This is a genomic window from Brevibacillus sp. HB1.1, assembly GCF_013332445.1.
Lineage (GTDB): Bacteria > Bacillota > Bacilli > Brevibacillales > Brevibacillaceae > Brevibacillus > Brevibacillus porteri.
In genome coordinates this window covers 271156-297666 of the sequence record NZ_JABMIV010000002.1, presented here as the reverse complement: position 1 = coordinate 297666, position 26511 = coordinate 271156, and the positions used below count along the sequence as shown (strand labels likewise).

At 45.1% G+C, this 26511-nt stretch carries 22 protein-coding genes; 16 read left to right on the top strand and 6 right to left on the bottom strand.

What is annotated here, in order from left to right:
• Nucleotides 1-41 precede the first annotated feature (41 nt).
• Complete coding sequence (locus tag HPY27_RS06260; protein ID WP_174224604.1) at nucleotides 42-2087, top strand: heterodisulfide reductase-related iron-sulfur binding cluster; 2046 nt, start codon at nucleotides 42-44, stop codon at nucleotides 2085-2087.
• 208 nt (nucleotides 2088-2295) lie between these two features.
• A complete protein-coding gene (locus HPY27_RS06255) occupies nucleotides 2296-3144 on the top strand; it encodes a VOC family protein (RefSeq protein ID WP_017248429.1) in 849 nt (282 codons plus the stop codon).
• A 129-nt stretch (nucleotides 3145-3273) separates the two neighbouring features.
• Here HPY27_RS06255 and HPY27_RS06250 read toward each other — a convergent pair whose 3' ends face one another.
• On the bottom strand, nucleotides 3274-3903 hold the full coding sequence (locus HPY27_RS06250; RefSeq protein WP_174224603.1) for a hypothetical protein: 630 nt from the start codon (nucleotides 3901-3903) through the stop codon (nucleotides 3274-3276).
• Nucleotides 3904-4335: 432 nt separating this feature from the next.
• Between HPY27_RS06250 and HPY27_RS06245 the strand changes: the two genes are divergently transcribed.
• A complete protein-coding gene (locus HPY27_RS06245) occupies nucleotides 4336-5814 on the top strand; it encodes an Lsa family ABC-F type ribosomal protection protein (RefSeq protein ID WP_017248431.1) in 1479 nt (492 codons plus the stop codon).
• A 162-nt stretch (nucleotides 5815-5976) separates the two neighbouring features.
• Nucleotides 5977-6567, top strand: coding sequence for a dihydrofolate reductase family protein (locus HPY27_RS06240; RefSeq protein ID WP_174224602.1), 591 nt, complete (start codon nucleotides 5977-5979; stop codon nucleotides 6565-6567).
• Between the two features lie 61 nt (nucleotides 6568-6628).
• Here HPY27_RS06240 and HPY27_RS06235 read toward each other — a convergent pair whose 3' ends face one another.
• Entirely contained in the window at nucleotides 6629-7594 is a 966-nt protein-coding gene (locus tag HPY27_RS06235) for a DHH family phosphoesterase (protein ID WP_017248433.1), read from the bottom strand.
• 86 nt (nucleotides 7595-7680) lie between these two features.
• Nucleotides 7681-9693, bottom strand: coding sequence for a sigma-54 interaction domain-containing protein (locus HPY27_RS06230; protein ID WP_174224881.1), 2013 nt, complete (start codon nucleotides 9691-9693; stop codon nucleotides 7681-7683).
• A gap of 248 nt (nucleotides 9694-9941) precedes the next feature.
• On the opposite strand from HPY27_RS06230, the gene HPY27_RS06225 reads away from it, so the two are divergent.
• From HPY27_RS06225 to HPY27_RS06195, 7 genes are all read left to right on the top strand, one after another.
• Complete coding sequence (locus tag HPY27_RS06225; RefSeq protein WP_217437914.1) at nucleotides 9942-11552, top strand: glutathione ABC transporter substrate-binding protein; 1611 nt, start codon at nucleotides 9942-9944, stop codon at nucleotides 11550-11552.
• 29 nt (nucleotides 11553-11581) lie between these two features.
• Nucleotides 11582-12502, top strand: coding sequence for a nickel ABC transporter permease (gene nikB, locus HPY27_RS06220; RefSeq protein ID WP_017248436.1), 921 nt, complete (start codon nucleotides 11582-11584; stop codon nucleotides 12500-12502).
• Between the two features lie 17 nt (nucleotides 12503-12519).
• The gene (locus HPY27_RS06215) at nucleotides 12520-14064 is read left to right on the top strand and encodes an ABC transporter permease (protein WP_174224600.1); all 1545 of its coding nucleotides are present in this window, start codon (nucleotides 12520-12522) and stop codon (nucleotides 14062-14064) included.
• 10 nt (nucleotides 14065-14074) lie between these two features.
• Nucleotides 14075-15040, top strand: a complete 966-nt coding sequence (locus HPY27_RS06210; protein WP_026043082.1) for an ABC transporter ATP-binding protein — start codon at nucleotides 14075-14077, stop codon at nucleotides 15038-15040.
• 19 nt (nucleotides 15041-15059) lie between these two features.
• Complete coding sequence (locus HPY27_RS06205; RefSeq protein WP_174224599.1) at nucleotides 15060-16025, top strand: ABC transporter ATP-binding protein; 966 nt, start codon at nucleotides 15060-15062, stop codon at nucleotides 16023-16025.
• A 35-nt stretch (nucleotides 16026-16060) separates the two neighbouring features.
• Nucleotides 16061-17416 carry a M20/M25/M40 family metallo-hydrolase gene (locus tag HPY27_RS06200; RefSeq protein WP_174224598.1) on the top strand — a complete coding sequence of 452 codons (1356 nt, stop codon included), beginning with the start codon at nucleotides 16061-16063 and terminating at the stop codon, nucleotides 17414-17416.
• A 174-nt stretch (nucleotides 17417-17590) separates the two neighbouring features.
• The gene (locus HPY27_RS06195) at nucleotides 17591-18166 is read left to right on the top strand and encodes a hypothetical protein (protein WP_173621782.1); all 576 of its coding nucleotides are present in this window, start codon (nucleotides 17591-17593) and stop codon (nucleotides 18164-18166) included.
• Between the two features lie 114 nt (nucleotides 18167-18280).
• Here HPY27_RS06195 and HPY27_RS06190 read toward each other — a convergent pair whose 3' ends face one another.
• The 3 genes from HPY27_RS06190 to HPY27_RS06180 form a co-directional block, all read right to left on the bottom strand.
• The gene (locus HPY27_RS06190) at nucleotides 18281-18652 is read right to left on the bottom strand and encodes an ArsR/SmtB family transcription factor (RefSeq protein ID WP_017248440.1); all 372 of its coding nucleotides are present in this window, start codon (nucleotides 18650-18652) and stop codon (nucleotides 18281-18283) included.
• Nucleotides 18653-19087 (bottom strand): SRPBCC family protein, encoded by a 435-nt coding sequence (locus HPY27_RS06185; protein WP_015891070.1) that lies wholly within the window; start codon nucleotides 19085-19087, stop codon nucleotides 18653-18655.
• Nucleotides 19088-19269: 182 nt separating this feature from the next.
• Nucleotides 19270-20181, bottom strand: coding sequence for a LysR family transcriptional regulator (locus HPY27_RS06180; RefSeq protein ID WP_174224597.1), 912 nt, complete (start codon nucleotides 20179-20181; stop codon nucleotides 19270-19272).
• Nucleotides 20182-20390: 209 nt separating this feature from the next.
• Between HPY27_RS06180 and HPY27_RS06175 the strand changes: the two genes are divergently transcribed.
• From HPY27_RS06175 to HPY27_RS06155, 5 genes are all read left to right on the top strand, one after another.
• Nucleotides 20391-21173 (top strand): enoyl-CoA hydratase/isomerase family protein, encoded by a 783-nt coding sequence (locus HPY27_RS06175; RefSeq protein WP_174224596.1) that lies wholly within the window; start codon nucleotides 20391-20393, stop codon nucleotides 21171-21173.
• A gap of 39 nt (nucleotides 21174-21212) precedes the next feature.
• A complete protein-coding gene (locus tag HPY27_RS06170) occupies nucleotides 21213-22754 on the top strand; it encodes a class I adenylate-forming enzyme family protein (RefSeq protein WP_174224880.1) in 1542 nt (513 codons plus the stop codon).
• Nucleotide 22755: 1 nt separating this feature from the next.
• Nucleotides 22756-24342, top strand: a complete 1587-nt coding sequence (locus tag HPY27_RS06165) for a long-chain-fatty-acid--CoA ligase (RefSeq protein ID WP_174224595.1) — start codon at nucleotides 22756-22758, stop codon at nucleotides 24340-24342.
• A 132-nt stretch (nucleotides 24343-24474) separates the two neighbouring features.
• The gene (locus HPY27_RS06160; RefSeq protein ID WP_017248446.1) at nucleotides 24475-25653 is read left to right on the top strand and encodes a lipid-transfer protein; all 1179 of its coding nucleotides are present in this window, start codon (nucleotides 24475-24477) and stop codon (nucleotides 25651-25653) included.
• Nucleotides 25654-25678: 25 nt separating this feature from the next.
• Nucleotides 25679-26494, top strand: coding sequence for an SDR family NAD(P)-dependent oxidoreductase (locus tag HPY27_RS06155; RefSeq protein WP_174224594.1), 816 nt, complete (start codon nucleotides 25679-25681; stop codon nucleotides 26492-26494).
• The last annotated feature ends 17 nt before the right edge of the window (nucleotides 26495-26511 follow it).

Sequence of the window (26511 nt, the reverse complement as noted above, 5' to 3'; positions counted from 1 at the left end):
CGCTCCGATTATATGCCTGTCTGACTTGAGGAGGTTCATCTATGTTATCCTTCCTAAACTTTGTAGCATTTCTCGCCATAACAGGGTATGCCACATACTTATTCGTACAAATCGTGTACAGTCGAATCGTCTTTATCAAGCTCGGCAAAAAAGCGAACCTGAAAAAGGATGCTGCGATACGGGTCAATGAATTTCTCACGCAAGTATTCGGCCAAACCAAGCTGCTGAAAGATCCGAAAAGCGGTGTCATGCATATCATCATGTTTTATGGCTTCATCATTCTTCAGTTTGGGGCGATTGAACTCATTATCAAAGGGTTCGTCAAGGGCTTTGAATACCCGATGGGAGAGGCTCACAAGTTTTTCAGTCTCAGTCAGGAGATTACGACTTTTCTCGTGCTTCTGGCAGTTGGGTATGCCTACTATCGACGCTATATCGAGAAAGTAAAGCGTTTGAAACGAGGGTTTAAATCGGGGCTCGTGATTATCTTTTTAACAACACTGATGCTTTCGATTTTCTTTACCTTGGCCTTTGAGCATCTATGGCAGGGAGATTCAGTTGGGGCGTATGCTCCGATCTCATCTTTGATCGCTAGCTTTTTCACTGGCATGCGCCCTGAAATAGCTGGTGCACTGTTCTATCTGTTTTGGTGGGTTCATCTACTTACGCTACTTGCGTTTATGGTCTATGTCCCGCAATCCAAGCACGCGCATGTACTATTCGCGCCTGTAAATATCATGTTGCGCGATACCAAACCTGTTGGGAAGCTCACATCCATTGATTTTGAGGATGAAAAGCAAGAGACTTATGGTGTCGGAAAGATCGAGGATTTCCGGCAAAATCAGTTGATAGACCTGTACGCCTGTGTAGAATGTGGCAGATGTACCAGCATGTGTCCTGCTTCAGGTACAGGCAAAACGTTATCGCCGATGGATCTGATTGTGAAAATGCGCGATCATTTGACGGAAAAAGGTTCAGCAATTACATCACGTACAGCATGGATGCCATCCTTTGTGTTTGCGCAGGTAAAAGGGAGCTTTCCGATGCACGATGAAGTGGCTGTTACCGCAGAACAAGCTCCCGCGCTGATCGGAGATGTCATTACAGAAGAAGAGCTATGGGCTTGTACGACGTGCAGAAATTGCGAGGACCAATGTCCGGTAGCGAATGAGCATGTGGAAAAAATGATTGATATGCGCCGTTATCTCGTGTTAACGGAAGGCAGTATGCCGCATGAAGCATCTCGCTATTTCCAAAATATCGAACGACAAAGCAATCCGTGGGGGATTAACCGTAAAGAACGGTTGAAGTGGCGAGAGGGGCGGGAAGACATCCATGTGCCTACCGTGAGTGAGGTAGAGGAGTTCGAATATTTGTTCTTTGTCGGCTCCATGGGATCGTTTGATCTTCGCAGCCAAAAGATCGCACAGGCTTTCGTCAAAATTATGAATACGGCAGGTATTTCCTTTGCTGTTCTGGGCAATGAGGAACGCAATTCCGGGGATACAGCCCGCCGGATGGGGAACGAGTTTTTATTCCAGCAGCTCTGCCAGGAAAACATCGCGAACTTCCAAGGATATGGCGTAAAGAAGATCGTCACGATTTGCCCACATACGTACAACACGTTTAAGCATGAATATCCAGAATTCGGTTTGGAGGCAGAAGTCTATCATCATACAGAATTGATCTGGAAGTGGATGCAGGAAGGGCGGATCAAGCCGACGAAGGAAGTCGAAGAATCCATTGCTTATCACGACTCCTGTTACATTGGGCGCTATAACGATATTTACGATATCCCGCGGCAAATCCTTACCCACATTCCGGGCGTTCAAGTGTTGGAGATGGCGCGCAACAAACAAGATGCGATGTGCTGCGGGGCAGGCGGCGGGATGATGTGGATGGAAGAAACACAAGGAAAACGGGTAAATATTGAGCGTACGGAGCAGGCACTCCGTCTGAATCCAACGACAATCGGCAGTAACTGTCCATACTGTCTCACGATGATGAGTGACGGGACAAAGGCAAAGGAGATGGAGCATCTCGTCAAAACGTTGGACATTGCAGAAATCGTGGAGAAAGCGATCTAAAAGAACGACGAAAAAAGAGCGAGAAACCGCTCTTTTTTTATTTGGGGAGGATTTTTCGTGACAATTGGCATTAGATATAATATAGTAACTTTATTACAAATCGTAAGTTAAAAACGCACCTTCACCATTGAATAGAGACGGTCTTTTATGGTCAGCTTGACAGTAGTACGAAGAACGCTCATTTGTATAAACGAGGAGGAACACGCTTATGAAATTTCATCAAAGTCCCCATACGTTTGTCCGACAAGTCAATCTCAAGGTGCAAAACCTGGATCGCTCCCTGGCTTATTATCAGGAAGTGATCGGATTCAAAATCTTGAACCAATCTGCCACAAAGGCGGAACTGACAACTGACGGCAAAACTGTGTTGCTCTCCATCGAACAACTGAATGATGCATTACCAAAACAAAATCATACGACAGGTTTGTATCATTTTGCGCTCTTGTTGCCAAAACGCTCTGATTTGGCAAACGTAGTGAGACACTTCTCTGCGTTGAATATGCGTATCGGGTCTTCGGATCATCTCGTTAGTGAAGCGCTATACTTATCGGACCCGGATGGAAATGGGATTGAAATTTATGCCGATCGTGATTCTGATCAATGGAGTTGGCATGAGGGCACCGTAGACATGGCAACGGAACCATTGAATTTTACAGATTTGTTGTCCAGTGGGGAAGAAAGCGCGTGGAAGGGTCTGCCTGCTGGTACCATCATGGGACATATTCATCTGCATGTATCGAGGTTGAATGAAGCTGAACATTTTTATACCAAAGGACTTGGCTTTGAGGTAGTGAACCGATATGGAGCACAGGCACTGTTCATTTCCACTGGAAAGTACCATCATCATATCGCGTTGAACACGTGGGCGGGTGTCGGTGCTCCACAACCACATCCTAAGAGCCCAGGACTTGAATCGTTTGTCATGGTGTTCCCGAATGAGGAAGCGAGAAATCGTGTAATCACTCAGTTAAGAGACATCGGCGCATCAGTACAGGAGGAGAGCGGTCATTTTGTAACAGAGGATCCTTCTGGCAATCGGATTCAACTGCACATTTGATTGGAAACCGCAGGAGAGTTTTCCTTTCGATTAACGAAAACGACCTGTGGGTTGCACGAATGGTTTTCCATCGTGCTACCTACAGGTCGTTTCATTATCTCATTTCGTAATAAATTGTATCCGTAATGATTAGTACTTTCTTGTAAGAATTCGAGAATGCTCTCCATCTACAGTGATTTCCCAGCCTCTTGGGATTTCATAAGCAAAGGCTGGCGAAGGATGCTTGACCGCTTCAATACTGGATTCAGTAGGGATACTGGTGATATTTACGATATGTTTTTCATAGAGACTTACATTTACCACGACCCAGCCATATGGTACAGGCTGGCCGGTACCGACCCATTTATTCTCCAGCTCTTGAGGTTGGTAGCGTTTTTTATTCTCATTTCGGATATCTATATAAGCCTGTCTCTTGTTGTTATAACCTCGACCGATTTCTACCCATCCAGAAGGGATGTTAAAGCTTAAGCTTCTTTCCACTTGCCCATAATTAGCGCCATTAATATATTTCGCTATTTCATATCCAAGCTGTGTACCGCGATGTGGCTCTTTTTCAATCGAAATCCATCCATTCGGAAAGAAAGTATCGTATGCCACTACTAACGTATCACCGTACCGCCAGTTTCCTTCAAAGATATATTTTTGTGGACGGACGATAGAGTCTTTTCCTTTTCCTACCGCATCTGCTGCTTGAGTCGGGACGAACAGGAATGATGATGCCAAGACGAGAATACCCAAACTTCTTACCACTTTTTTCATAGCTTAACTCCTCCATATGAATGCAATAAGTAAAAAAATTTCAATAAGTATGAGAATTCAAAACAAAAATTTAAATTCCTTCTTTTTATGGAAAAAAATTCTTGGTACTAAGTGGTCGAGGGAGTCGTGTCGTCGGAATGATAAAAAGTGAAACCTGTTGAAACTAAAATTTGGATATGATACAATGCTGTTAAATTAATGACGGGAGCTGAAAGGTATAATGGATTCTTTTCTTGCCTAAAAAATAAAACAAAAAAGCGAAATCCTTCGCATGTTTTATTCTTTATACGCAAGAAAGTTACATTATCTTTTCACTCAATCAATATATCCATATCTAACTCTTGTTTGAGTTGGATTTGCTGTATTTATTTGAGCTACAAGAGAGGGTAACTTTCTTGTAGCTTTTCTATTTTGATACAGGAGGATGATTGTATGTCATTAATCAATGTAAATAACTTGACGTTTGCCTATGAAGGCAGTTTCGATAACATTTTTGAAAACGTGAGCTTCCAAATCGATACGGATTGGAAATTAGGGTTTACGGGAAGAAACGGGAGAGGGAAGACGACCTTCCTCAACCTGTTGCTTGGTAAATATGAATACAGCGGAAAGATTAGTGCGCATGTCAGCTTTGAATACTTTCCTTTCCAAGTCGAGAACAAAGAATATCTTACCATTGATATCGTTCAAGACATTGTCCCTGACTATCAGTTATGGGAATTAATGCGCGAGTTCTCCCTCTTAAAGGTTTCAGAGGATGTTCTATATCGTCCCTTTGAATCTTTGTCTAACGGGGAGCAAACGAAAGTGATGTTAGCTGCCTTATTTCTAAAGGAAAACAGTTTTTTGTTAATTGATGAGCCAACCAATCACCTCGACATGCATGCAAGGGAGCTCGTCAGTGATTATCTCCATTCCAAAAGCGGTTATATTTTGGTGTCCCACGACCGGGCATTTCTAGACAACTGTGTCGATCACATCCTGTCCATCAACAAGACGAACATCGAGGTGCAAAAAGGGAATTTCTCTGATTGGTGGGAAAATAAACAGCGACAGGATAACTATGAACTCGCTGAGAATGAGAAGCTCAAAAAAGACATTAAACGATTGTCGGACGCAGCCAAACGTACAAGCAACTGGTCAGATGCTGTGGAAAAGACGAAAAATGGAACGTTGAATTCCGGTTCCAAAGTAGACAAAGGGTATATTGGCCACAAGGCTGCGAAAATGATGAAGCGCTCCAAATCGATGGAGCAAAGACAGCAATCCGCCATTGATGAAAAATCGAAGCTGCTGAAGAACATTGAAAACCAAGATAGCTTAAAAATTGCACAGCTTGCTTATCATAAAAATCAACTAGCCGAACTGGAGAAGGTCTCCATTTATTACGGAGAGAAGCTCGTATGCGCAGATGTCAACTTTACGATTGAGCAAGGCGAGCGCATTGCGCTGGCGGGAAAGAACGGTTCTGGAAAATCCAGCATTCTCAAGCTCATTTGCGGGGAGAACATCGAACAAACGGGGACCTTCAGAAAGGGGAGTCAATTGAAAATCTCGTATGTTTCTCAGGACACTTCCCATCTAAAGGGCAATCTCACTGACTTTGCGCGAGACAACGGGATCGAAGAGAGCTTGTTTAAATCAATTTTGCGCAAGCTGGATTTTTCCCGGGTGCAATTCGAGAAGGATATCTCTGCTTTTAGTGGCGGGCAGAAGAAGAAAGTTCTCATTGCGAAAAGTCTTTGCGAGAAAGCACATCTTCATATTTGGGATGAGCCGCTAAACTTTATTGACGTCATTTCTCGCATGCAAATCGAAGAGCTGCTCCTCGAACACTCGCCAACGATTCTTTTTGTGGAGCATGACAGGGAATTTTGCAATAACATCGCGACAAAGATCGTTGAACTGTAATAGGACGAAAAGCGTCTAAAAGGAAGAAGGTGGGGAAAACCGTTTCGTTTTCCTCACCTTCTTTTTTGTCGAAAGGGAAATTTGAGCAATCGAGAAGAAATACTGAGTAGTGAAATGTGGTAATTTTTAGATAATACTATACGAAAGAATGGCGGAGATCTGATGGGGAAAATAATTGCAAACGTAAGCAGCACATTGAATGGTATCTATACGGGACCGACAGGAGAAGAGGACAATATGGTTAGCTGGGCGTTGCCTGGAATCTTGGACGCCACAGAGGATGGTCTTGCGTTCTTCCAGAAGGTCGACGCAATCTTGATGGGGCGAGTCACCTATGAAGGTTTTGCAAGCTATTGGCCGTTCCAAGAGGGTGATTGGGCTGATGCTATGAATAAGACACAAAAGTTTGTCGTAACCAATAATAGTGAGCTAACGGAAGTTCATTGGGGGGACTACGCCAATAAGGTTACACTCCTTTATTCTGATGTCATGACGAAAATAAAGGAGCTAAAAAAACAAATCAAGGGTGATATCATTGTTCCTGCAAGTGCGGGTCTTGTTCAAAGTTTGATCAATGCTGATTTACTTGATGAACTTCGAATCATTATTCATCCGGTCTTAATGGGCAGCGGCAAATATTACTTTGACAACATCCATACACGTCACGACATGAAGTTGATAGAAACCAAGCTTTACGGAAAAAGTGGATCCATACAACTGCGATATGAGATCGGAGAGGCACAAGGAGAATAAAACAAAAAAAGTCCAATTTCTCATTTCACGGATGGAGAAATTGGACTGATTGTTTTTTGCTCTAATTCGTTCGTAAAGCAGGGTACACGAAAGACTTTAACGTAACGCCCGTAAAGGAACATCCAGAAGCCTTTGGATGACCGCCACCACCGTAATGCTGGGCGATCACAGACAGATTCACGTCTTCGCGAATGGTTCGAAAGCTGATTCTGCCTTTCCCAGGATCTAGCATCGCGACGAAATCAATCATTTCCGCATTCTTACATAAGAAATTGCCTGTCGTGGAGTGATATTGTTCGAGGAAAACCACACCCACTTGATACGTTTTTGGCTCGTCTAAATCGATTTCTACCGGAATCAGCTTCATTTGCTTCAGCTTTTTTTGTTCAAATTCATCGATTCGTTTTTCTTCTGTATAAATGAGGATGGATTCTACTTCGTCAAATACGAATTGATCCGTATCAGCACCTTCACCACGCAAGCGTCCCAGCACATTTTGAACAAACGTGTCTCGCTCGACCATATAGAATAAAATGTTCAGTTGATTAGCCTGTACAGTGCCGGTTGCATCCCAGTCCCACGTATCAAAGGCACGAACCAGCTCCACATAGTCAGAGAGAACGCCAGTAGGGGTCAAATATCCCTGGTTTACCAGGTAATCATAATAAAGGCTCGTTGCCGAAGTCTTTGTCCCTGATTCTTCTGTAATAACCTGTGCCCACTCGTACTTGGAAGCCAGTGGCAGGGCGGTTGGGTGATGATCGATCAAGATAAACGCATGTCCCTGATCGACTTTTTTCTGAATGAGCGTTGCGACCTCGTCATTGACACTTACATCGGTAATCACGACATACATCTCGGAGGTAAGCTCTTCTTCGACAAACTTTTGTACGTCTTGATTGACAGTGTAAGGAGTTACCCCGCGAGAATCGACTTCTTGATTGGAAAAAGCAATTTGACTCAGGATCGCACAGGATACGCCATCCAAGTCCTTATCACTGAAATGGACGATTTTTTGATGATTCATTGAGCATCTCCTTATCAAATGAGTCCAGATTTCGTAGTTCACTACCATAAATCATTTTTCCCAGGACCGCAATAGATAGACCATCTTTATTTCAATACCCTCAATCCAGCATCGGTTAACCTCGTCCCAAAAGGCCCCCGGCTTTTCACAATATATCCACGCGATTCAAGTACATCCAATCTGCTGCGAATCTGCTGCTCGCTCAGTGGCTTTGCCCAATCCTTGCTCATCTCGGTTATTTTCCGTCGATTTGGCCTTTCGCCACGTTCAGCGATGGTTTGAATACTCCGTAAGATAAGCAGCAGCTCGTCTTCTTCATCAGGAATGACCGGCGCTTCGGTATGTGAATGATCGCTTTTTAAAAAGCTATTTTCCCACGGCATGTCCTCAATTTGGATGATATCCTCGTCACAGACAGCCAGCATGTAATCGATGGTGTTCTTTAACTCCCGCACATTTCCAAACCACGGTAGGGTAGTGAGCCTCTCGATGACTTCCGGCTTGATAGTCACTTGTGGGTGTACGCTTTGTCGGATAAAATGCCGAACGAGCAGCGGGATGTCATCGGTTCGAGTTCGCAGGGAGGGGAGATCGACAAAGAGAACACGTAGCCGATGATACAAATCTTCCCGAAAAGTCCCTTGTTCGATCATATGCAGCAAATTTTTGTTAGTGGCAGCAATGATTCGAACATCGATTGGAATGATTTGGCTTCCCCCGATGCGCATAATCTCTTTTTCCTGCAGGACCCGCAGAAGTCGTGCCTGTAGCTTCAGGCTACTGTCACCGATTTCGTCCAAAAAGATCGTGCCGCCGTTTGCTTGCTCGAACAAGCCAACTTTTCCACCTTTTTTAGCCCCTGTGAATGCACCGTCATCATAGCCGAACAGCTCGCTTTCCATCAAATCCTCAGAAATGGCGCTGAAATTGACAGCGAGAAACGGCCTCTTATCCCGCAGCGATGCGTTGTGGATGGCACTCGCAAAAAGTTCCTTGCCCGTGCCGCTCTCTCCTTGGATCAGGAGGGTGAGGTCTGTTTTTGCCAGTTTTTTTGCCTTTTCCTTTGTGCGCGTGAGGATTGAGCTTTCCCCAATCATATCGTCAAATGTGTATTTGGCCACAAAGCCTTTCTTTTTCAATTCGGAGCGCAGCGATCTTTCCAACTCGATTGTCTTTCTCGCATTCTTGAACGTAGCGACGAGTGATTGGTCATTGTTTAAAGGGAAGCGGTGAACAATGACTTCAACCTCACCGAACGTAAACCAGCGATCCTCTTCCTGTGAGAGGGCAAATAAAAAGTCGATAAGCTCAGGATGATCCATGACATCACGAATATGTCTGCCAATAACACGCTTGGCAGAGACACCGAGCAGAAGGCCGAGCTCCTCATTGAAGACCGTGATCTTGCCATCTTGCGTAATTGTCAAGATCCCGTCGTTTACGCCATCCAGCACCTCATTCAAATGCTTATTCAAATCTGTGGCGATCTGGTTGGCATCAGCCAGCCGCTTGCTCAATTGAATGATTTTACGCAAATAGCGCTGAGAGATCACATCTCCTGGCTCGTTCAGTTGGAAATGGTCGAGTATTTGATGAATTGTCGAGATGTCCATCAGGCGGGGACCGATACTCACTACATCTTGAACATGGTCAGGGATTAGCTCGAACGCCCCTGGTGTCACTGCGAGATCAATTTTTTCTACGTGCGGAATGCCGGGATAATACGGTATGTAATGAATGTGGTCAATCCCCAGCTTTTTCAGTGATTCAATGGACTCCAAACATGTTTCTAAGGAGTCATTGACGTAATAAGCTTTGGTTCCAGCTGGTAAGTATAAGAGCCTGTCGATGTTTTCGTAATTGATGATCCTATTGGCGATGATGAGCTTGCAATTTGTTCCAAGGCATGCTCTTATTTTTGGCTCTTCTAATACGAGCGGGTGGGAGAGGACGACCAATTGATTATGAAGGGTTGTTGGAAGCTCCTCCTCGACGGAATAACTACTCATCCGCACATACCCGTCCATAATCTCCTGAAGTTGATTGACAAGCGCGATTCGGGTGTCTTTGCTGCCAGCTAGTAAAATGAATTCGTTCATCATGCCTTCCTCGCTTTTGGTTATTTGGGTGTGTTTGGTTGAATTAATTGCAAGAAATAACAGAATATTCTATATCGTAAACCAAATAGTATTTCATTGCACGATTAATTGATGGAGAAAACCAGCAAATATCAACGGTTCAGGACGAGGAAGCAGCATAGACTGCTGCCTATTTTTTTGGCATAGATCATGCTAATTAATTCAGTAGTTTCACTTCATTGATAGAAAGGGGAGAGATTTACGTGCAGATGAGAAGAAGAGTGAGATTACTCACAGTCAGCTTTTTGATGGCAACAGCCATGCTATCTGCCTGTACGAGCAATTCTGGTCAACCCCCGCCAACAAGCGGACCAGCGCCTGGAAATGCTCAACAACAAGAAGTACCAGCAAAGGCAGTACGAAATGCGGAATTAACAGTGGCTCTTGAAGCGGAGGCCACCTCACTTGATCCTTGGAATTCCACGGATAGCAACACGCTGCATATTTTGTCCACGATGTTCGAAGGATTGCTTACGCTGGATGAAAATCGGGAGGTTGTCCCTATTCTTGCAACCGATTACAAATTAAGCGCTGATGCAACTTCTCTGACTTTTCATTTACGCAAAGGAATCCTTTTTCATGACGGTTCACCCTTTGATGCAGAAGTAGTGAAAAAGAATCTGGATTACGTACGCAACAAGGAGAATGGCATGGCAAGAGCGAGCTTCTTTGGATTTATCAAGGAGGTTACTGTAGTAGACCCGTACACGATCACTGTTGTGGCGAAAGAACCCAATTCTGCGATGGTTGCCTATATGGCACATCCTTCTGCCACCTTTAAATCGCTGAAAGAATTGCAAAAAAAGATCGATGATCCGAAATACAACTTGGACCGCAATCCAGTAGGGACAGGACCCTACCAATTCCGCGAATGGAAGAACGGGCAGTTTGTGAAGGTAGCTGCCTTTGATGGTTACTGGGATAAAGAGAAGCCGGCAAAGCTAGCAGCGATTCTGTTTAAGCCTGTGACGGAGGCGAGTACGCGGGTCAATATGCTCAAAGCCAGCGAAGTAGACATTGTGACAAGTTTGCCGACCCTGGATGCGCGGAGTATGGGAACAGATCCGAATCTGGATGTTTACTCCGGTCCATCGCTCAACATGATTTATGTCGGTATGAATACAAAGCTGGATAAGTACAAGGACAAGCGGGTGAGGCAGGCGATGAACTACGCGATCAACAAAGAACAATTGATCAGTCAGGTTGCTGACGGTTTTGGCACAGCTGCCGATTCACCGCTTTCGCCATTGGTAAAAGGCTACGCGAAACAGCAAGGCTATCCGTACAACGTTGACAAAGCGAAACAGCTTTTGACAGAGGCTGGTTATCCAGATGGTTTCGCAGCTACGTTGTGGACGCGCAATTCAACGGAATTCGTCGCGATTGCTGAAAATATCAAAATGCAGCTGCAAGCTGTAGGGATCAAAGTAGAGGTGCAAGCTTACGAGAGCGGCACGCTATTTGAAAGGCTGGATGCCGGAGAGGGAACGGATCTCTATATTGGGCGATGGGGTACGGGTACAGCGGAAGCGGATTGGGGAATGCGACCGAACTTTGCATCTGACCGAATTCCACCGAACTATAATAACTCTGGCTATTATCAGAACCAACAAGTCGATCAGCTGCTAAATGAAGCATTGAAAGCAACGGCCAACAGCATGGCACAGCAAAAATACACCGAAGCACAAAAAGTCATCATGGAGGAAGCCCCATGGATATTCCTGTACGTCCCGGATGTGGTGATCGCAAAACGGAAAAATGTCTTGGATGTTGGGGTTACTCTTGATACAGTTCGTCTCCAGGCTGCATACAAACAATAAGTTAGTTTTCTAAAGAGAAGGTGTAGGAAATGGCTAGATATATTTTTGGTCGCATATTGGGCATGATTCCCATTTTAGTGATCATCTCGATCCTTTCTTTTTTGTTCGTACATCTTACCCCTGGCGACCCGATCCGCATCATGTACGGTGCGGAAATGGATATGGCCACCTATGAGAAAGTAAAAGCGAATCTAGGCTTTCATGATCCACTCTATGTGCAGTACGGTCGTTATCTTCAGCAAATTTTGTCCGGCGATTTCGGTGTTTCCTATAAAACAAAGACCAATGTGTCTGACGAGATCGGTAAGCGGTTCTTATACACGCTTGGATTAACGTTTGCCGCCATGTTCTGGGCGCTGATTATAGGCCTGGTTGTCGGAATTTATTCAGCGGCTCGGCGCAAGTCGATTTGGGATCGCATCGGGATTATCTCAACCACGACGATCATTAGCATTCCGGAGTTTTGGTTCGGACTCATGCTCATGCAAATGTTTGCCGTGCAGTTGGGGTGGTTCCCAACCAGTGGCAGCGGAACCTTTGCGCACCTTCTGCTTCCGTCGATAACACTAGGATTCGGAGTGTCTGCGATCATTGCCCGCTTTACACGCTCCAGTGTCCTTGAAGTATTACAGGAAGATTTTGTACGCACAGCCAAGGCAAAAGGGCAGCGAGAGTCAGTCATCATTTGGACGCATGTATTGCGTAATGCGCTGATTCCCGTGATCACGATGACAGGGTTGCAATTTGGCTTTTTGCTCGGAGGAGCAGTCGTAGTTGAGCAAGTTTTTGCCTGGCCAGGGCTGGGATCGTATTTGATTGATTCCGTTCTCGCTCGCGATTATCCGGCCATGCAAGCGCTCATTCTGCTCTTTTCCGTCCAGTTTCTCATCGTCAATCTTCTTGTAGATATCAGCTACAGTCTTGTGAATCCGCAAATCCGTTATGAATAACAAAGAGGAGCAGACGAATGAAAAGTCAGAATACTCACTCTCCCATTCAGCTATTTTTGAAAAAGTTCAAGAAACAGACGATGGCGGTAGTAGCCTTCTGGATATTAATCGGCATCTTTCTGCTAGGGTTGGCAGGGCCATGGATCACACCCTATGATCCGAATCGGCCTGTGACAGAGCAGTATGAGGAAAAGGGAATCGACAAAACGAAAGAATTGACCGGATCGATTCAAATAAGCGGGATCATGAGTGATGGTACAGAACGCCCTGTGTCTGAGCTTATGCTGCAAAGTACGAACCGACAGATTTCCACCGTCAGTGAATCGAATGGCTCGATCACCATAACACCAGTCGGGCAAGGAAGCACAACGGTGCTGATGGCAAAAGGAGATGTCGCTACGCAGATCAAGCTAGACGTTTCTGCAGAGGACTCCCCACCGATTCTTACGCAGCTGCTGCTTCAAGGTCCGGCAGGCATGGTAAAGAAGGGGGACATCTTCCAGCTTGAGCTAGAGGCCAGACTTTCTAATGATGTTAAGCTGATCGGCTTAGAACAAATTCGTAGCAACCTGAAACAAGTAGTGGGGGCGAACAAGGCTGTCTCACAAGAAAACAACGGGTTCGTAACAGCCAAGAAAAAGCAATCGGAAGAGGACGGACAAATTCATTACCAGTCGACAGATGAAAAAGTAGTACGTGTAACGCCTGATGGGATGGTGACCGCACTTGGTCAGGGTATCGGGCAAGTGAAAGTATCAATCGGGCCTGTATCTACCATTGTCCCGATAGCTGTTGAAACATCGATGCAAGAGCCTGTACTCGTCCAAATACAGCCTAGTCAGACGCATATCGCACTTATGGACAATAGGAAACATCAACAGCCATCCCTACTGCACTGGTTCGGAACCGATCATCAAAATCGGGATATCTTCAGTCGTGTCTTGGCTGGGACTCGTGAAACACTGTTCATTGGTTTCGTATCTGTCGGGATCGGTGCTGTTATTGGGACGCTGCTTGGCCTATTAGCTGGATATTACGGAAGGTGGATTGACTCGATCATTACGCGTCTAACCGATATTTTGTTGGCGTTTCCGGGGATATTGCTCGCGATCGCAGTGATTGCCGTGCTAGGGGCTGGGATGGTTAACATTATTTTTGCAGTAGCAGTTTTTACGGTTCCCATCTTCATCCGCATCGTCAGAGGGAGTGCTTTAGCGTTAAAGCAAATGACGTATGTGGAAGCGGCTAAATCAATCGGTGTGCAGGATTTTGTGATTATCATACGGCATATTTTGCCCGGTATGCTTCCTGTGGTCATGGTTTATTTGACGATGAGAATTGGTACAGCGATTCTGCTTGGAGCTGCTCTTAGCTTTCTCGGTCTAGGTGGTGACATAACAGCTCCGGAATGGGGGGCGATGTTGAGCGCAGCCAAAGACAACAGCCGGAATTTTTTCTACCCAACATTTTTTCCTGGGATCGCCATTGTACTGACTGTCGTCTGCTTCAATTTGTTTGGCGACGGTCTGCGAGATACGCTCGATCCCAAGCTAAAGGAGTAGAAGTGAACGAATGAATACGCCTATTTTAGAGGTCAACCAGTTACAGGTTTCTTTTAAGAAAGAAAAGGAAGAGATAACTGTCGTCAACGGTATTTCCTTTATTGTTCATGCGGGTGAAACCTTGGGGATCGTCGGAGAATCCGGTTGCGGCAAAAGCATTACCTCACTATCGATCATGCGCCTGATCAGCCCACCCGGCCGCATTACGAATGGACAAATTGTTTATAACAACAGGGATTTGACCCAACTCTCCGAGGAAGAAATGCGTGTGGTCCGAGGAAACGAGATCGCGATGATTTTCCAGGAGCCGATGACCTCCTTAAACCCTGTTTTTACGATCGGCCGACAAATCGATGAGATTATTCTACTTCATACGTGCGCATCCAAACAGGAAGCAAAAGAACAATCCATTGAGATGCTAAAGCGCGTCGGTATATCCCGTGCTGAGCAAATCTACCGAAGCTATCCGTTCGAATTGTCGGGTGGAATGCGGCAACGGGTAATGATTGCGATTGGGATGGCATGCCAGCCAAAGCTGTTGATTGCGGATGAACCAACAACGGCGCTGGATGTAACGATTCAATTGCAAATCTTAGACCTGATGAAAAAATTGCAAGAAAAAGAAAATACAGCCATCATGCTAATCACTCATGACCTGGGGGTGGTCGCTGAGATGTGTGATCGCGTTCTGGTGATGTATGCAGGAGAAGTCGTGGAAGAAGCTGACGTCGATGATTTATTCCATAATCCTAAGCATCCTTATACCATTGGTCTACTGCAATCCATGCCCTCTTCAGTAGAAAAGAGAAGCCGCTTATATACGATCAAAGGGCAAGTCCCGCCAGCAGGGTCGATCACCAAGGGTTGTCGCTTTGCAGAACGGTGCGATCGTGTTATTGACCGTTGCTGGGTGGAAGACCCCGCGATCGTTTCGGTCGGCAATAATCATACGTGCCGCTGCTGGTTACATGCCTAGGAGAACGGGAGGTGTTGGGATGGACCCATTAGTAGAAGTACAACAGTTACAGGTGTTTTATCCAGGGAAGAGCAAGCTGCTGCAAAAAACGAAGAGTGTAGTGAAGGCCGTCGATCATGTTTCGTTTACCATCAATCAAGGAGAGACGCTCGGGCTGGTAGGAGAATCCGGATGTGGAAAATCGACGATGGGCAGGGCGATTTTGCACCTGACAAAACCAACTTCAGGAGATATCAGCTTTGCAGGCAGGAGTCTGTCCTCCTTATCAGCGAGTGAACTGAGGCAACAGCGCAAGCATTTTCAAATGGTGTTCCAAGATCCATTCTCGTCGCTTAACCCACGATTGACGGTAAAGGAAATTCTAGATGAGCCGCTAAAAGCCCATAGATTGGGTGATGAACATCAGCGTTTGGAAAAAATACATCATATGATGGAGGTTTGCGGGTTAAATCGCACGTATGCTGAGCGGTATGCTCATGAATTTTCGGGTGGGCAGCGGCAACGAATTGGCATTGCTCGTGCACTGATTCTTCAACCACAGCTAGTAGTGGCTGATGAACCCGTCTCTGCACTAGATGTATCGATCCAGTCGCAAATCTTAAATCTCATGCAGGATTTACAAGAAGAATTTCAACTGACTTACTTGTTCATTTCCCATGATCTCGGGGTAGTTCGGCATATATGCAATCGTGTAGGAGTCATGTATTTAGGGAGAATGGCGGAGCTTGCGACAACGGAACAATTGTACGCCAATCCATTACACCCTTATACCAAGACGTTGTTATCCGCCATCCCAGTGGCAGATCCCCGATTGAGGAAAGAACGAATCATTTTGCAAGGGGACGTGCCTTTACCAGCCAACTCTCCACTGGGCTGCGCTTTTGCCAGTAGATGTCCGAATGTGATGGAGATATGCAAAGAAATCAGACCAGATATGCAGCAGGTAACCGATTCGCATAGTGTGGCTTGTCATCTCTATGTCTGATCAAAAAGGAAACCATAGATAGGAGAGAATATAGCATGAGCTTAGCTACTGTTCAGCGTCTGATAGTGGAGCGTAAAGAACTTTATTTACAGCAACTGTTTGCCTTGTTGAAACAGAAAAGCATAAGTACAACCAATGTAGGCGTACGAGAATGTGCGGAGCTGTTGAATGAGATGATGCAGGCATGTGGGATACAGAGTCGCCTAATGGAAACAGCGGGACATCCAATTGTATATGGAGAATGGATAAAGGCTGAGAATGCATTCACAGTATTGATCTATGGTCACTATGATGTCCAGCCCCCTGAGCCGCTCGAGGAATGGCTGTCGCCACCCTTTGAACCGAACATACGAGACGGAAGGATTTATTGTCGAGGAGTAGGAGACAACAAAGGTCAGTTAATGGCTCAGGTACTGGCGATTCAAACGTATTTGGACAGCTTTGGTGAGTTGCCAGTCAATGTGAAGCTGGTATTTGAAGGGGAGGAGGAAAACAGTAGTCCTCATCTCGCGACTTTCGTTGAAGAGAATAAAGAGCTATTGGCATGTGACCTTGTTTACACATCAGATGGGCCCATGCATGGAAGTGGTATCCCTTCTGTTGAGTTAGGTGTCAGGGGTATTCTTGGTGTCGAACTGGTAGCACACGGAGCAAAATGGGATCATCATTCGGGAAATATGGGAAATATCGCACCCAATCCGGCATGGATGCTTATTGACTTGTTAAAAACGATGCGTGATGAGCAAGGGAGGGTGCTAATCGAAGGATTTTACGATAATATCCGCCAACCGACTGCCTATGAGCTGGATTTGCTTCGCAAGCTTCCTTTTGAACGTGAGGTGTTAATCGAGCAGATCGGATATCCAGATATCGAAGCGGACGCCGAAACCTTTTATCGCTTGGTATCCTTGGAACCGACTTTCAATATTTGCGGTTTTCACAGTGGATACGGGGGAGACGGCTCCAAGACGATTATTCCTGCCACTGCGCGTGTGAAAATGGATATACGGCTAGTCATCGATCAAGACCCAGACGATATTTTTCAAAAGCTTTGCGAACATGTGAAAAAACACAATCCTTCCATAGAGGTCTTGCATCATGGAGAAATGAAACCTTCACGTACTTCTGCTGAACTGGAGATCGTGAAAGTGGTTACACAGGCAGTCAGAGATGCGTACAGAGTAGATCCTCTTCTTGTACCTGGAGTCGGCGGGAGCCTCCCCGATTATGTCTGGACTCAGATTCTCGGAGTCCCATCCGTGATGGTCCCGTATGCGAACGCAGATGAGGCGAATCATGCGCCGAATGAAAATATGGTAGTGGACCTTTTTTATCAGGGCATTTCATGTACATGCCATGTGATTCATCGATTAGGGGAGCTTTCAAAGTAAGAATCAATAAGTAGTAATTTGCTATTCATATCCATATGTAATATAATGCTTGGGTTAATAGCACTCCACGTATCAGTAACGGCACGGGCGTGTTCGCGATTGTTCGCGATCGCCCTTATTTCTAATACGCGAATAAAACAGTGGAGAGAGAATATAGAAAAGGTGGTCCTCAACATGAAAAAGTCTACATTGATCCCAGCTGCACTTCTGTTAGCAGTCCTGACTGCTTGCGGCAACACGCAAACTGCAGAGCAACCAGCAAAACAAGATCAAGCGGCAACAGGTACCCAACAACCAGCAGGTGAAGCAACTACGCAAAAACCTGAAGAAGCGAAAAAAGAAGAGCAACAGGTGATCGTTGCTCCACAAGAAATCGTTGTGTACAAGCAAGGGGAAAAAACATCCCTGAAGCCGGAAGATGACAAGTTCAAGGAAATTCTTGCGCTAATGAATAAACGTTTTGAAACACCTGCGGACCAAATGCGTTTTGATGACAGCACCCAAGCGGTGGAGAAGGACAAGAAAGAGGCTTTGGCAGTTGAATTCAACTACGCTGAAGTAACGACAAACACTTTGCCAGCGACTGTTGGAACTGATAACAAAGCAGAAGTAAAGGCGAAGACACTGTTCTTCGTATTGAGCGGAGACAACAAAAACCATATGTTTGATTCAGAAGATGGCAAAGCTTATGGAACAGCACCGTTGCACTTGACCGAATCCACTGAACTGACCGAGCTGTTGAATAAGTAAGCCAATTACCCAGACTGTCGAGCAATCGGCAGTCTTTTTGCTATAAGAAATGTCTGATCAAAGATAACCCTCTTGATCTTGGGTCAATCGATCAAGAGGGAAGGGCATGATAAACTATTTCCTTTTTTGATCCGGTTCCGATTGCACGACAGTTAATGCCGTATCGCCATCGGTTTCCACCAGATGCTTCAACATAGAGAGCTTATTGTTCCAAAACTGCTCGTAAAAGGAAAGCCATTGCTTTACTTCTGTTAGGGGACCGGGATGCAACCGATAGATTTTCTCGCGACCTACCTTATGTCCCGTAACCAAATCTGCGTCAGCAAGTATATGAAGATGCTTGACCACAGCCGTTCGGCTTATGGGGAAATGAGAGGTAATTGCAGAGATAGGCAATTCTTTTTCAGCTAGCAAGCGAAGTACTTCTCGACGAGTAGGGTCAGCGATCGCTTGAAATACATCAACCTTTTCTGCTGAAGCAGACATTTAGCCTTCCACAACCTTTTTCAGACGCTCATGTACAATTCCAACCCAACCTTGATTCATCTTCTCACGAATCATTGCGCTCTTCGCGTTTGCTTTTTCGATGATCTCATCTGCCGCTTTCCATCCACCATGAATGAGGGTAAACTCCGTTTTATCTCCCAGGTCTTTTAAAAGAAACGAGACTACCCAACCGTCTGTATCCCAAGCAAAAGAAAGGCGATGAGGTGCTTCTACTTCCAACACTTTGCATGGGGACGGTCCAAAAGGGGATTGGATATGAAACTCATGACCTACCACTGGTTGAAAATCATTCGGCATAAACCAAGCAGAAATAGCTTCCGCAGTGGATACTTTCTCCCATACCTTTTGAATAGGGGCGTCGAAAACAATGGTTTGTTTAATATCTTCTACGGTTTGTTGATTGTTTTGTTCCACGATAAATCTCTCCGTTTCGTAGTGAAAATATAACACCTTTTGGTTTTACTTCATGATGATATAACACCATTTGGTTTTATGTAAATGGTATTTTTCCTCCAATGATCAACGTTTATACAAAAAAAGGAGATCAGATTTACTGAAGCTCCTTTGTCATATTCATGCATCGACGCATTATTTACTTATTCTTTATATTGATTCGCCTGGGCTTGAAGTTCTTTTAAAAATTCCTTACCGACTTTGGAAAAGTATTGGTTTTTTCGTTTGATGCAATAATAGGAGACCACGGGCTCTGTTGCAATGACGGGCTTACAAATAATATCTTCCCCTTGAAAAAATGGATCAGCTTTCGTCGTTAGGTAGGTTTCAAAGCCCAATGCCAATCCTTGTGAGATGAAATGTTTTTTTGTTTCATAATTTTGAGATTGAACCAAAAAATTGATTTTATCAAACTCCCCAAAAATATAGGCATGAAATTTTTTTGTGTCACTCAAATTGGTTGATCCAACAAGCGGGTAGTTATATAGATCCTCCATGTAAAGAATGTCTTTGGATGCCAATTCCGAATCCTTTCGAAAGCAAACCATCATGGAGGTATCGGTGAGATGTGTTGAGGTAAGTAGTTGGTTTTCTTCGTGGGAGGAGGGAAATGAGTAGATAATGCCAATGTCGACATCACCATTTAAAACGTCTTTTCGAACTTGCGTAAGATGTGCTTCTTTCACATGAAGATGGACTTTTGGGTATTTCAAATTAATAGAAGCCAATGTTTTTGGGATGATGGTTCTACAGATGCCAGGGACAGTTGAGATGGATAGCTGTCCTTCAAACTTGGAAGAATCATATTTCGCCTCGTTTTTAAATTCCTCGATATGGATTAATATTTCCTGTGCACGAGCGATCAGCTTTTTCCCCAGTTCAGTTGGCTCTAATCCTGTTCGAGAACGATCAAAAATCTTTACACCCAGCTCCTCCTCCAAACTGCTAATCGCAAGGCTTATACCTGGAGAAGATACAAAAAGTCGTTCGGCTGTATTCGCAATCGATCCCGTTTTTGCTATTTCAGTTATGTAGATTAGTTGCTCGATTCGCATAGCTTCACCTCAGTACCATTGATTTTCAAGTAGACTGCTTAGGCTTGCTTATATGAGCCATTAATATTTACATAACGAACCTTTTCATTTCTAAACTTTCAAAATAGATAATACCAGAATATCATGAATACAAGATTCCGAACAATCAGAATTATCGTTTTAATGACATTTGACCAAACTTGGTCCGAGTACGCAAAGAGGTGAGTCGTATGAAGGAAAAAAACATCGTGACTACTATGGAAAACAAAGTCTGCATCATCAAATTGAACAGGCCAGAAATCAGAAATCCTTTAACGGAAGTGGCATGGGAACTACTCGATACCTTTAGGGAAATTCAATATGACGACCAAGTCAAAGCGGTTATCATCACGGGTACAGAACGTGCGTTTAGTGCTGGTGGCAATTTGAAGAACGTTCAGGGCGATAACTCGAATGCCTTTTCTACCCGTAAAAGAATGAAACAGTATTATGAGCTGCTCCACATGATGAGAAAAGTGGAAAAACCCATGATAGCAGCAGTAAATGGCGCCGCAGCAGGAGCAGGAGTCAGTCTGGCATTAGCCTGTGACTTGGTGATTGCAGCCCGTTCCGCTTTCTTCATTCAAAGTTTCGTGAAAGTGGGGGCACTTCCCGATTTCGGTGGGATTCATTTTTTAACACAATCATTAGGGCCTCACCGAGCAAAAGAACTGATGATGTTGGGAGAGCGCATCTCGGCAGAACAAGCATACCAACTCGGGTTGGTGAATGAAGTAGTCGATGATGACATCTTACTGGAGCGGGCATGTTCCATAGCGCAAAAGATTGCAGAAGGGCCAAGTTTGTCAATTGGACTGATCAAACAACTCGTTCACTATAGCGCAAATGTCAGCTTAGAAGAATTTTTGGAGTTGGAAGCCTTTGGTCAAGGAGTATGTTTTCAGACGGAAGATTTGAAAGAAGGAGTTACTGCATTTTTTGAAAAACGGGCTCCACAATTTAAAGGGAAATAATGTGAGATTTCCTTGTTGGTGAGGTGCGTCATCGTGAATATGGGGAGTTCACTTGTCAGAAACGCGAATATGATGCCGGATAGAGTCGCGATCATCTATCAGGATCAGACATACACGTATGAACAGCTAAATCGAATCGTAAATCGACTGGCACATGGCTTGCTTTCACTTGGGATTACAAAAGGTGAAAAAATATGCTTCATGATGAAAAACTCCAATATCTTCCCGATCGCTTTGTTTGCGGCCGCCAAGATCGGTGCTGTCACGGTTCCGATTAACGTTCGCCTGACGAAATCAGAAGCAGCATACCTCATCGATCATTCGGATGCCAAGCTGGTCATTTATGATGAAGAGTATGGAGCGTTGATTGAACACGCTCGATCTGCCAAGGTCGCTCATTGTATTGCTGTTCATCATGCGCAAGTAGAAGGACATTTGTCGTTGCAACAGGTTCTGACCGAAAATGAAAATGAACCTGATGTAGTGGTTGAACAGCATGATGATTCTCACATCCTGTATACATCCGGAACGACTGGAAGACCCAAAGGAGCCGTATTCGATCATCATCGAGCTATTTTGTTCATTTTTCATTCGCTTGGTTTGAGTGGGGAAACAATGAACAGCCGAATCTTGCATTTCATGCCTTTCTTTCACGGTGCAGGATTCAGTATCCTCTTCAAGGATTTATTTTTGGGACAAACAATTGTCATTCAACAAAAATTTGATCCTGTTGAAGTTCTAAAAGCAATTGATCAATACAAAATTCAATCATTTATTGCCGTTCCAACGATGTATAACATGATGCTGCAAGTCCCAGATGCAGACCAATACGATTTATCCTCGATTGAAAGTCTAAGGTATGGTGGGGCACCGATGTCCCCAGAACTGATCAAGAGAAGCATGGAGCTGTTTAAGACGGATCAGTTTAACAACCGCTGTGGATTGACAGAAGGCGGACCTTCCGGGATTTACTTATATCCGGAGGATCATAAGGAAAAGCTGGGGACAAGCGGAAAGGCAAGATTTTTGACGGAAGCCAAAGTCATTGACAAGGATGGAAAAGAAATTGCCCCTGGAGAAATTGGGGAATTGCTTCTTCGGAGCGACATGATCATGAAGGAGTATTATAAAAATTCAGAGGCTACTGCTGAGGCAATTCGTGACGGGTGGCTATATACGGGAGACTTGTGTTCCGTTGATGAAGATGGCTTCATAACACTTGTTGATCGCAAAAAAGATATGATTATTTCGGGTGGCAGCAACATCTATTCCGTTGAAGTAGAGAACATTCTTTACGCTTTTGATGGTGTATGGGAAGCAGCAGTGATAGGAGTTCCCGATGAGAAGTGGGGCGAAATAGTGGCAGCGGTAATCGTCGCAAAACCTGGTTATACCATCGATCGAACCGAGTTAATTGAATTCTGTCGGAAGCATCTCGCTGGTTACAAAATTCCTCGCGCAGTAATCTTCACGGACGTTTTGCCAAGAAATCCTTCTGGGAAAATACTGAAATATGAATTGCGGAGCCGTTACATAAAACATCAATCCGAATCCACTTCTTCAAATGAAAGGAGTCGGTAGTTTGAAAAAGCCATGGCACGCCTTTTATCCGAAAACGATCCCCGTTGAAATGGAAATTCCTCTGTGCTCCATCTACCATTTCCTTGAGCGAGCTGCACAAGATTTCCCTCATCATCCAGCTATTATCGAAGCGGATCTGGCGTTTACTTATACCGAACTGAAGCACGCAGTGGATCGTTTTGCCGGTGCCTTGCATCGACGTGGATGCAAGAAGGGAGATCGCTTGGGAATCATGCTGTACAATTGCAAAGAATATATCATCGCCTATTTCGCAGTTCAACGAATAGGGGGGATTGTCGTCCAACTGAATCCCATGTTTCAGCAGCGGGAATTGCTTATCATGCTGGATGACTCGGAGCCGAGTTGGTTGATTTGTGATAGCAGTCAGATCGAGAAACTAGAAAGTACCGGCTATCACCATAAGCTGACGATCGTAACCACAGATCACAATCCAGCTGGATATGCCTACTTCTATCAGTGGATCGAAGAACAAAACAATACACTCCCTCCTTTGCAAATCAATAGCAAGGAAGATATTGCTGTCCTACAGTACACAGGGGGGACGACAGGAACACCTAAAGGGGTAATGATTACGCATTACAACACGGTAGCGACCACGTACCATACCTCGATCACAGACGAAGGGGCACTTCAGCGTCCCGGCGAACGGTTTCTTGGTGTTTTCCCGTTGTTCCATGGTGCAGGCTTGATGGTCATGATCGCCTCTATCTTCCATGCAGGTGTCTACATTCCCATCATGCATTTTCGCATCCATGACACTCTTCCCATCATCCGCAAGTATCGTCCCTCTCATCTCTCAGCGTCACCGACTGTCTTTGTCGCATTAGTGAATCATCCTGATTTTCGGGAGGATGATTTGCGTTCATTGAAAATATGCAGATCAGGTGCTGCTCCGATCCCGTTAGAAGTATTGCGAGCCTTTGAACATAAGTCGGGCGTCCGTATTTCTGAAGCGTATGGACTTACAGAATCCAACGCTGTTATCGTTCGGGTATTTGGAAAAGGTGTTCGAAAAACAGGGAGCGTAGGGTTACCAGTCCCAAATGCCGATGTAAAAATCGTGGATATGGAAACAGGTTTGAAAGAAATGCCACCGGGAGCAACGGGTGAAATTGTTTTGAAAAGTCCGCAAATCATGAAAGGATATTGGAAAAAACCAGAAGAGACAGCGCAAACGATCCGTGATGGATGGCTCTTTACGGGTGACACGGGCATGCTGGATGAGGATGGCTTCTTGTATGTTGTCGGAAGAAAGAAGGAAATGATCATCGCAGGAGGATACAATATTTATCCCAACGAGATTGATGAGGTCCTGTACATGCATCCAGCCGTTGCAGAAGCGTGTACATTCGGTGTCCCGGATGCCTACCGTGGAGAAACCGTCAAAGCAGCTATTGTTGTGAAGAAAGACCATTCGCTGACAGAAGAAGATATTGTGGAATGGTGCAAAGAACGGTTGGCGAAATACAAAGTGCCCAGATTGATCGAATTCAGGGAGCAATTGCCGAAATCGGCAGTGGGCAAAATATTGCGCCGTACATTGGTTGAGGAAAATCGTACCCATTAATATTTTCTTAATGTACCTTTTGCGTTCTAAACTTTATGAAATACGAGCATAAATTTATTATTCATTTAAAGATTCTAATTATTCGCAAATATGAAAAGTGACTTCATCAATCTACCAAAGGAGGCGAGACTATTGGGTAAAAAAGTAAAAGTAATTGGTGTCAATATGATACCGTTTACAAAACCTGGAGCACACGAGCCGTATGAAGTCATGGCAGCAAAAGCGGTAAAAGGTGCACTGGAAGATGCGGGAATTGACTATTCCGAGATCCAGCAAGCATATGCAAGTTACGTTTACGGTGACAGCACGTGTGGTCAAAGAGCGTTATATCAGGTGGGGATGACCGGGATTCCGATTTTTAATATCAACAACAACTGCTCCTCTGGTTCCAATGCGCTGTTCCTGGCACGACAAGCAGTAGAGTCTGGCGCTGTAGAGTGCGCACTGGCAGTTGGCTTTGAAGAAATGAAGCCGGGCGCATTGAAATCTCATTGGGATGATCGAACACCAGCAACTGGCTGGTTGCAGGATCGCTTGAAGGAATTGTGGCCAGAAGTACCGCAGTCTCCGAATGCCATCCGCTTGTTTGGTTCAGCAGGTAAGGAGTATCTGGAGAAGTATGGAGCAAATCCAGACATTTTTGCAAAAGTCTCCGTGAAAACAAGGAATCATGCCGTTCAAAATCCGTACTCGCTATTCACACAAACACTGACAGTAGAAGAGGTCATGAGTGCTCCGGAATTGATGCCTAGACTGACACGTCTTATGGCCTGTCCACCAACCTGCGGCGCGGCAGCGGCTATTGTTTGCAGTGAGGAATTTGCCAAAAAGCACGGTATTTCCAACGCAGTCGAGATCGTGGCGCAAGCGCTGACAACGGATATGAATGTCAGTCACGACAATATCCTCAATCTGGTGGGAGCAGATATGACACGTCGTGCCGCCAAACAGGTCTATGAGGCAGCAGGCATCGGCCCAGAAGAAGTAGATGTCTTGGAACTCCATGACTGCTTCACCCCAAATGAGGTCATTACCTATGAGAGCCTGGGGATATGTGAGGAAGGTGGAGCAGAGAAATTGATCAATGATGGCGATAACACATACGGTGGCAAAGTGGTTGTCAATCCTTCTGGTGGCTTGATGTCAAAAGGACATCCAATTGGAGCAACGGGTCTTGCCCAGTGCACGGAGCTTGTCTGGCAGCTTCGCGGGCAGGCACAGAAACGGCAGGTGGAAAATGCAAGAGTTGCCTTGCATCACAACTTGGGTCTTGGTGGTGCTTGCGTCGTAACTATGTATCGAGTTGGATAAAAACGAAATGGAAGGAAGAGTGGAAATGGCAAAAATGTTGGAAAACCAAGTAGCGATCGTTACAGGGGCTGGACGTGGAATCGGCCGTGAAACGGCATTGGTATTAGCTGAAAATGGCGCGCGAGTCGTTGTGGCAGATCGAGATGAAGAACCGGCAGCAGAAGTAGTTTCTACGATCAAGGATCTCGGAAGCGATGCGATCGCATTTTGCGGAAACGTAACAGATCCAGTCTATCCGAAGCAATTGGTAGATGCGACGATTTCTGCCTTTGGCCGACTGGATATTTTGGTGAACAATGCTGGCTATTGTATTGACGGCCTTCTTCATAAAATGACGGACGAAGCATTCCAGGCAATGCTAGACATCCATCTGATCGCTCCCTTCCGATTGATTCGTGAAGCATCCCCATACATGCGCGATGTCGCCAAAAAAGAGATCGAACAAGGCATCGTTTATCACCGCAAGATTATCAATGTCTCCTCCGGTTCCGGGGTGAGAGGAAACATGGGGCAAGCCAATTATTCTTCTGCAAAAGCAGGTGTCATTGGATTAACCAAGGTGGTAGCGAAAGAGTGGGGGCAATTCAACATAAACAGCAATGCAGTTGCCTTTGGCTTCATCGATACTAGGCTTACTCGTCCCAAAGAGGAAGGTCTTATTGTCAACGGAGAAGCAGCGGGCATCCCAGAAAAAGTAAGGGAGAAGTTAATCAGTAACATTCCGCAAAAACGAGTTGGCAGCGGAAGGGAAGCAGCTGAAAGCATTTTATTCCTCGCCTCCCCCTTGTCCAACTATATCAATGGACAAGTGCTTGGGGTAAACGGCGGTTCTTTGACGTAATCATTTCGTCCAATTTA

Coding starts and splice junctions, on each gene's coding strand:
- HPY27_RS06230 (WP_174224881.1), bottom strand. CDS start 9,693: ATGAACGAATTCATTTTACTAGCTGGCAGCAAAGACACCCGAATCGCG.
- HPY27_RS06155 (WP_174224594.1), top strand. CDS start 25,679: ATGGCAAAAATGTTGGAAAACCAAGTAGCGATCGTTACAGGGGCTGGA.
- HPY27_RS06235 (WP_017248433.1), bottom strand. CDS start 7,594: ATGAATCATCAAAAAATCGTCCATTTCAGTGATAAGGACTTGGATGGC.
- HPY27_RS06240 (WP_174224602.1), top strand. CDS start 5,977: ATGGGGAAAATAATTGCAAACGTAAGCAGCACATTGAATGGTATCTAT.
- HPY27_RS06170 (WP_174224880.1), top strand. CDS start 21,213: ATGGGGAGTTCACTTGTCAGAAACGCGAATATGATGCCGGATAGAGTC.
- HPY27_RS06195 (WP_173621782.1), top strand. CDS start 17,591: ATGAAAAAGTCTACATTGATCCCAGCTGCACTTCTGTTAGCAGTCCTG.
- HPY27_RS06205 (WP_174224599.1), top strand. CDS start 15,060: ATGGACCCATTAGTAGAAGTACAACAGTTACAGGTGTTTTATCCAGGG.
- HPY27_RS06245 (WP_017248431.1), top strand. CDS start 4,336: ATGTCATTAATCAATGTAAATAACTTGACGTTTGCCTATGAAGGCAGT.
- HPY27_RS06175 (WP_174224596.1), top strand. CDS start 20,391: ATGAAGGAAAAAAACATCGTGACTACTATGGAAAACAAAGTCTGCATC.
- HPY27_RS06190 (WP_017248440.1), bottom strand. CDS start 18,652: ATGTCTGCTTCAGCAGAAAAGGTTGATGTATTTCAAGCGATCGCTGAC.
- HPY27_RS06260 (WP_174224604.1), top strand. CDS start 42: ATGTTATCCTTCCTAAACTTTGTAGCATTTCTCGCCATAACAGGGTAT.
- HPY27_RS06250 (WP_174224603.1), bottom strand. CDS start 3,903: ATGAAAAAAGTGGTAAGAAGTTTGGGTATTCTCGTCTTGGCATCATCA.
- HPY27_RS06200 (WP_174224598.1), top strand. CDS start 16,061: ATGAGCTTAGCTACTGTTCAGCGTCTGATAGTGGAGCGTAAAGAACTT.
- HPY27_RS06255 (WP_017248429.1), top strand. CDS start 2,296: ATGAAATTTCATCAAAGTCCCCATACGTTTGTCCGACAAGTCAATCTC.
- HPY27_RS06210 (WP_026043082.1), top strand. CDS start 14,075: ATGAATACGCCTATTTTAGAGGTCAACCAGTTACAGGTTTCTTTTAAG.
- HPY27_RS06225 (WP_217437914.1), top strand. CDS start 9,942: ATGAGAAGAAGAGTGAGATTACTCACAGTCAGCTTTTTGATGGCAACA.
- HPY27_RS06215 (WP_174224600.1), top strand. CDS start 12,520: ATGAAAAGTCAGAATACTCACTCTCCCATTCAGCTATTTTTGAAAAAG.
- HPY27_RS06180 (WP_174224597.1), bottom strand. CDS start 20,181: ATGCGAATCGAGCAACTAATCTACATAACTGAAATAGCAAAAACGGGA.
- nikB (WP_017248436.1), top strand. CDS start 11,582: ATGGCTAGATATATTTTTGGTCGCATATTGGGCATGATTCCCATTTTA.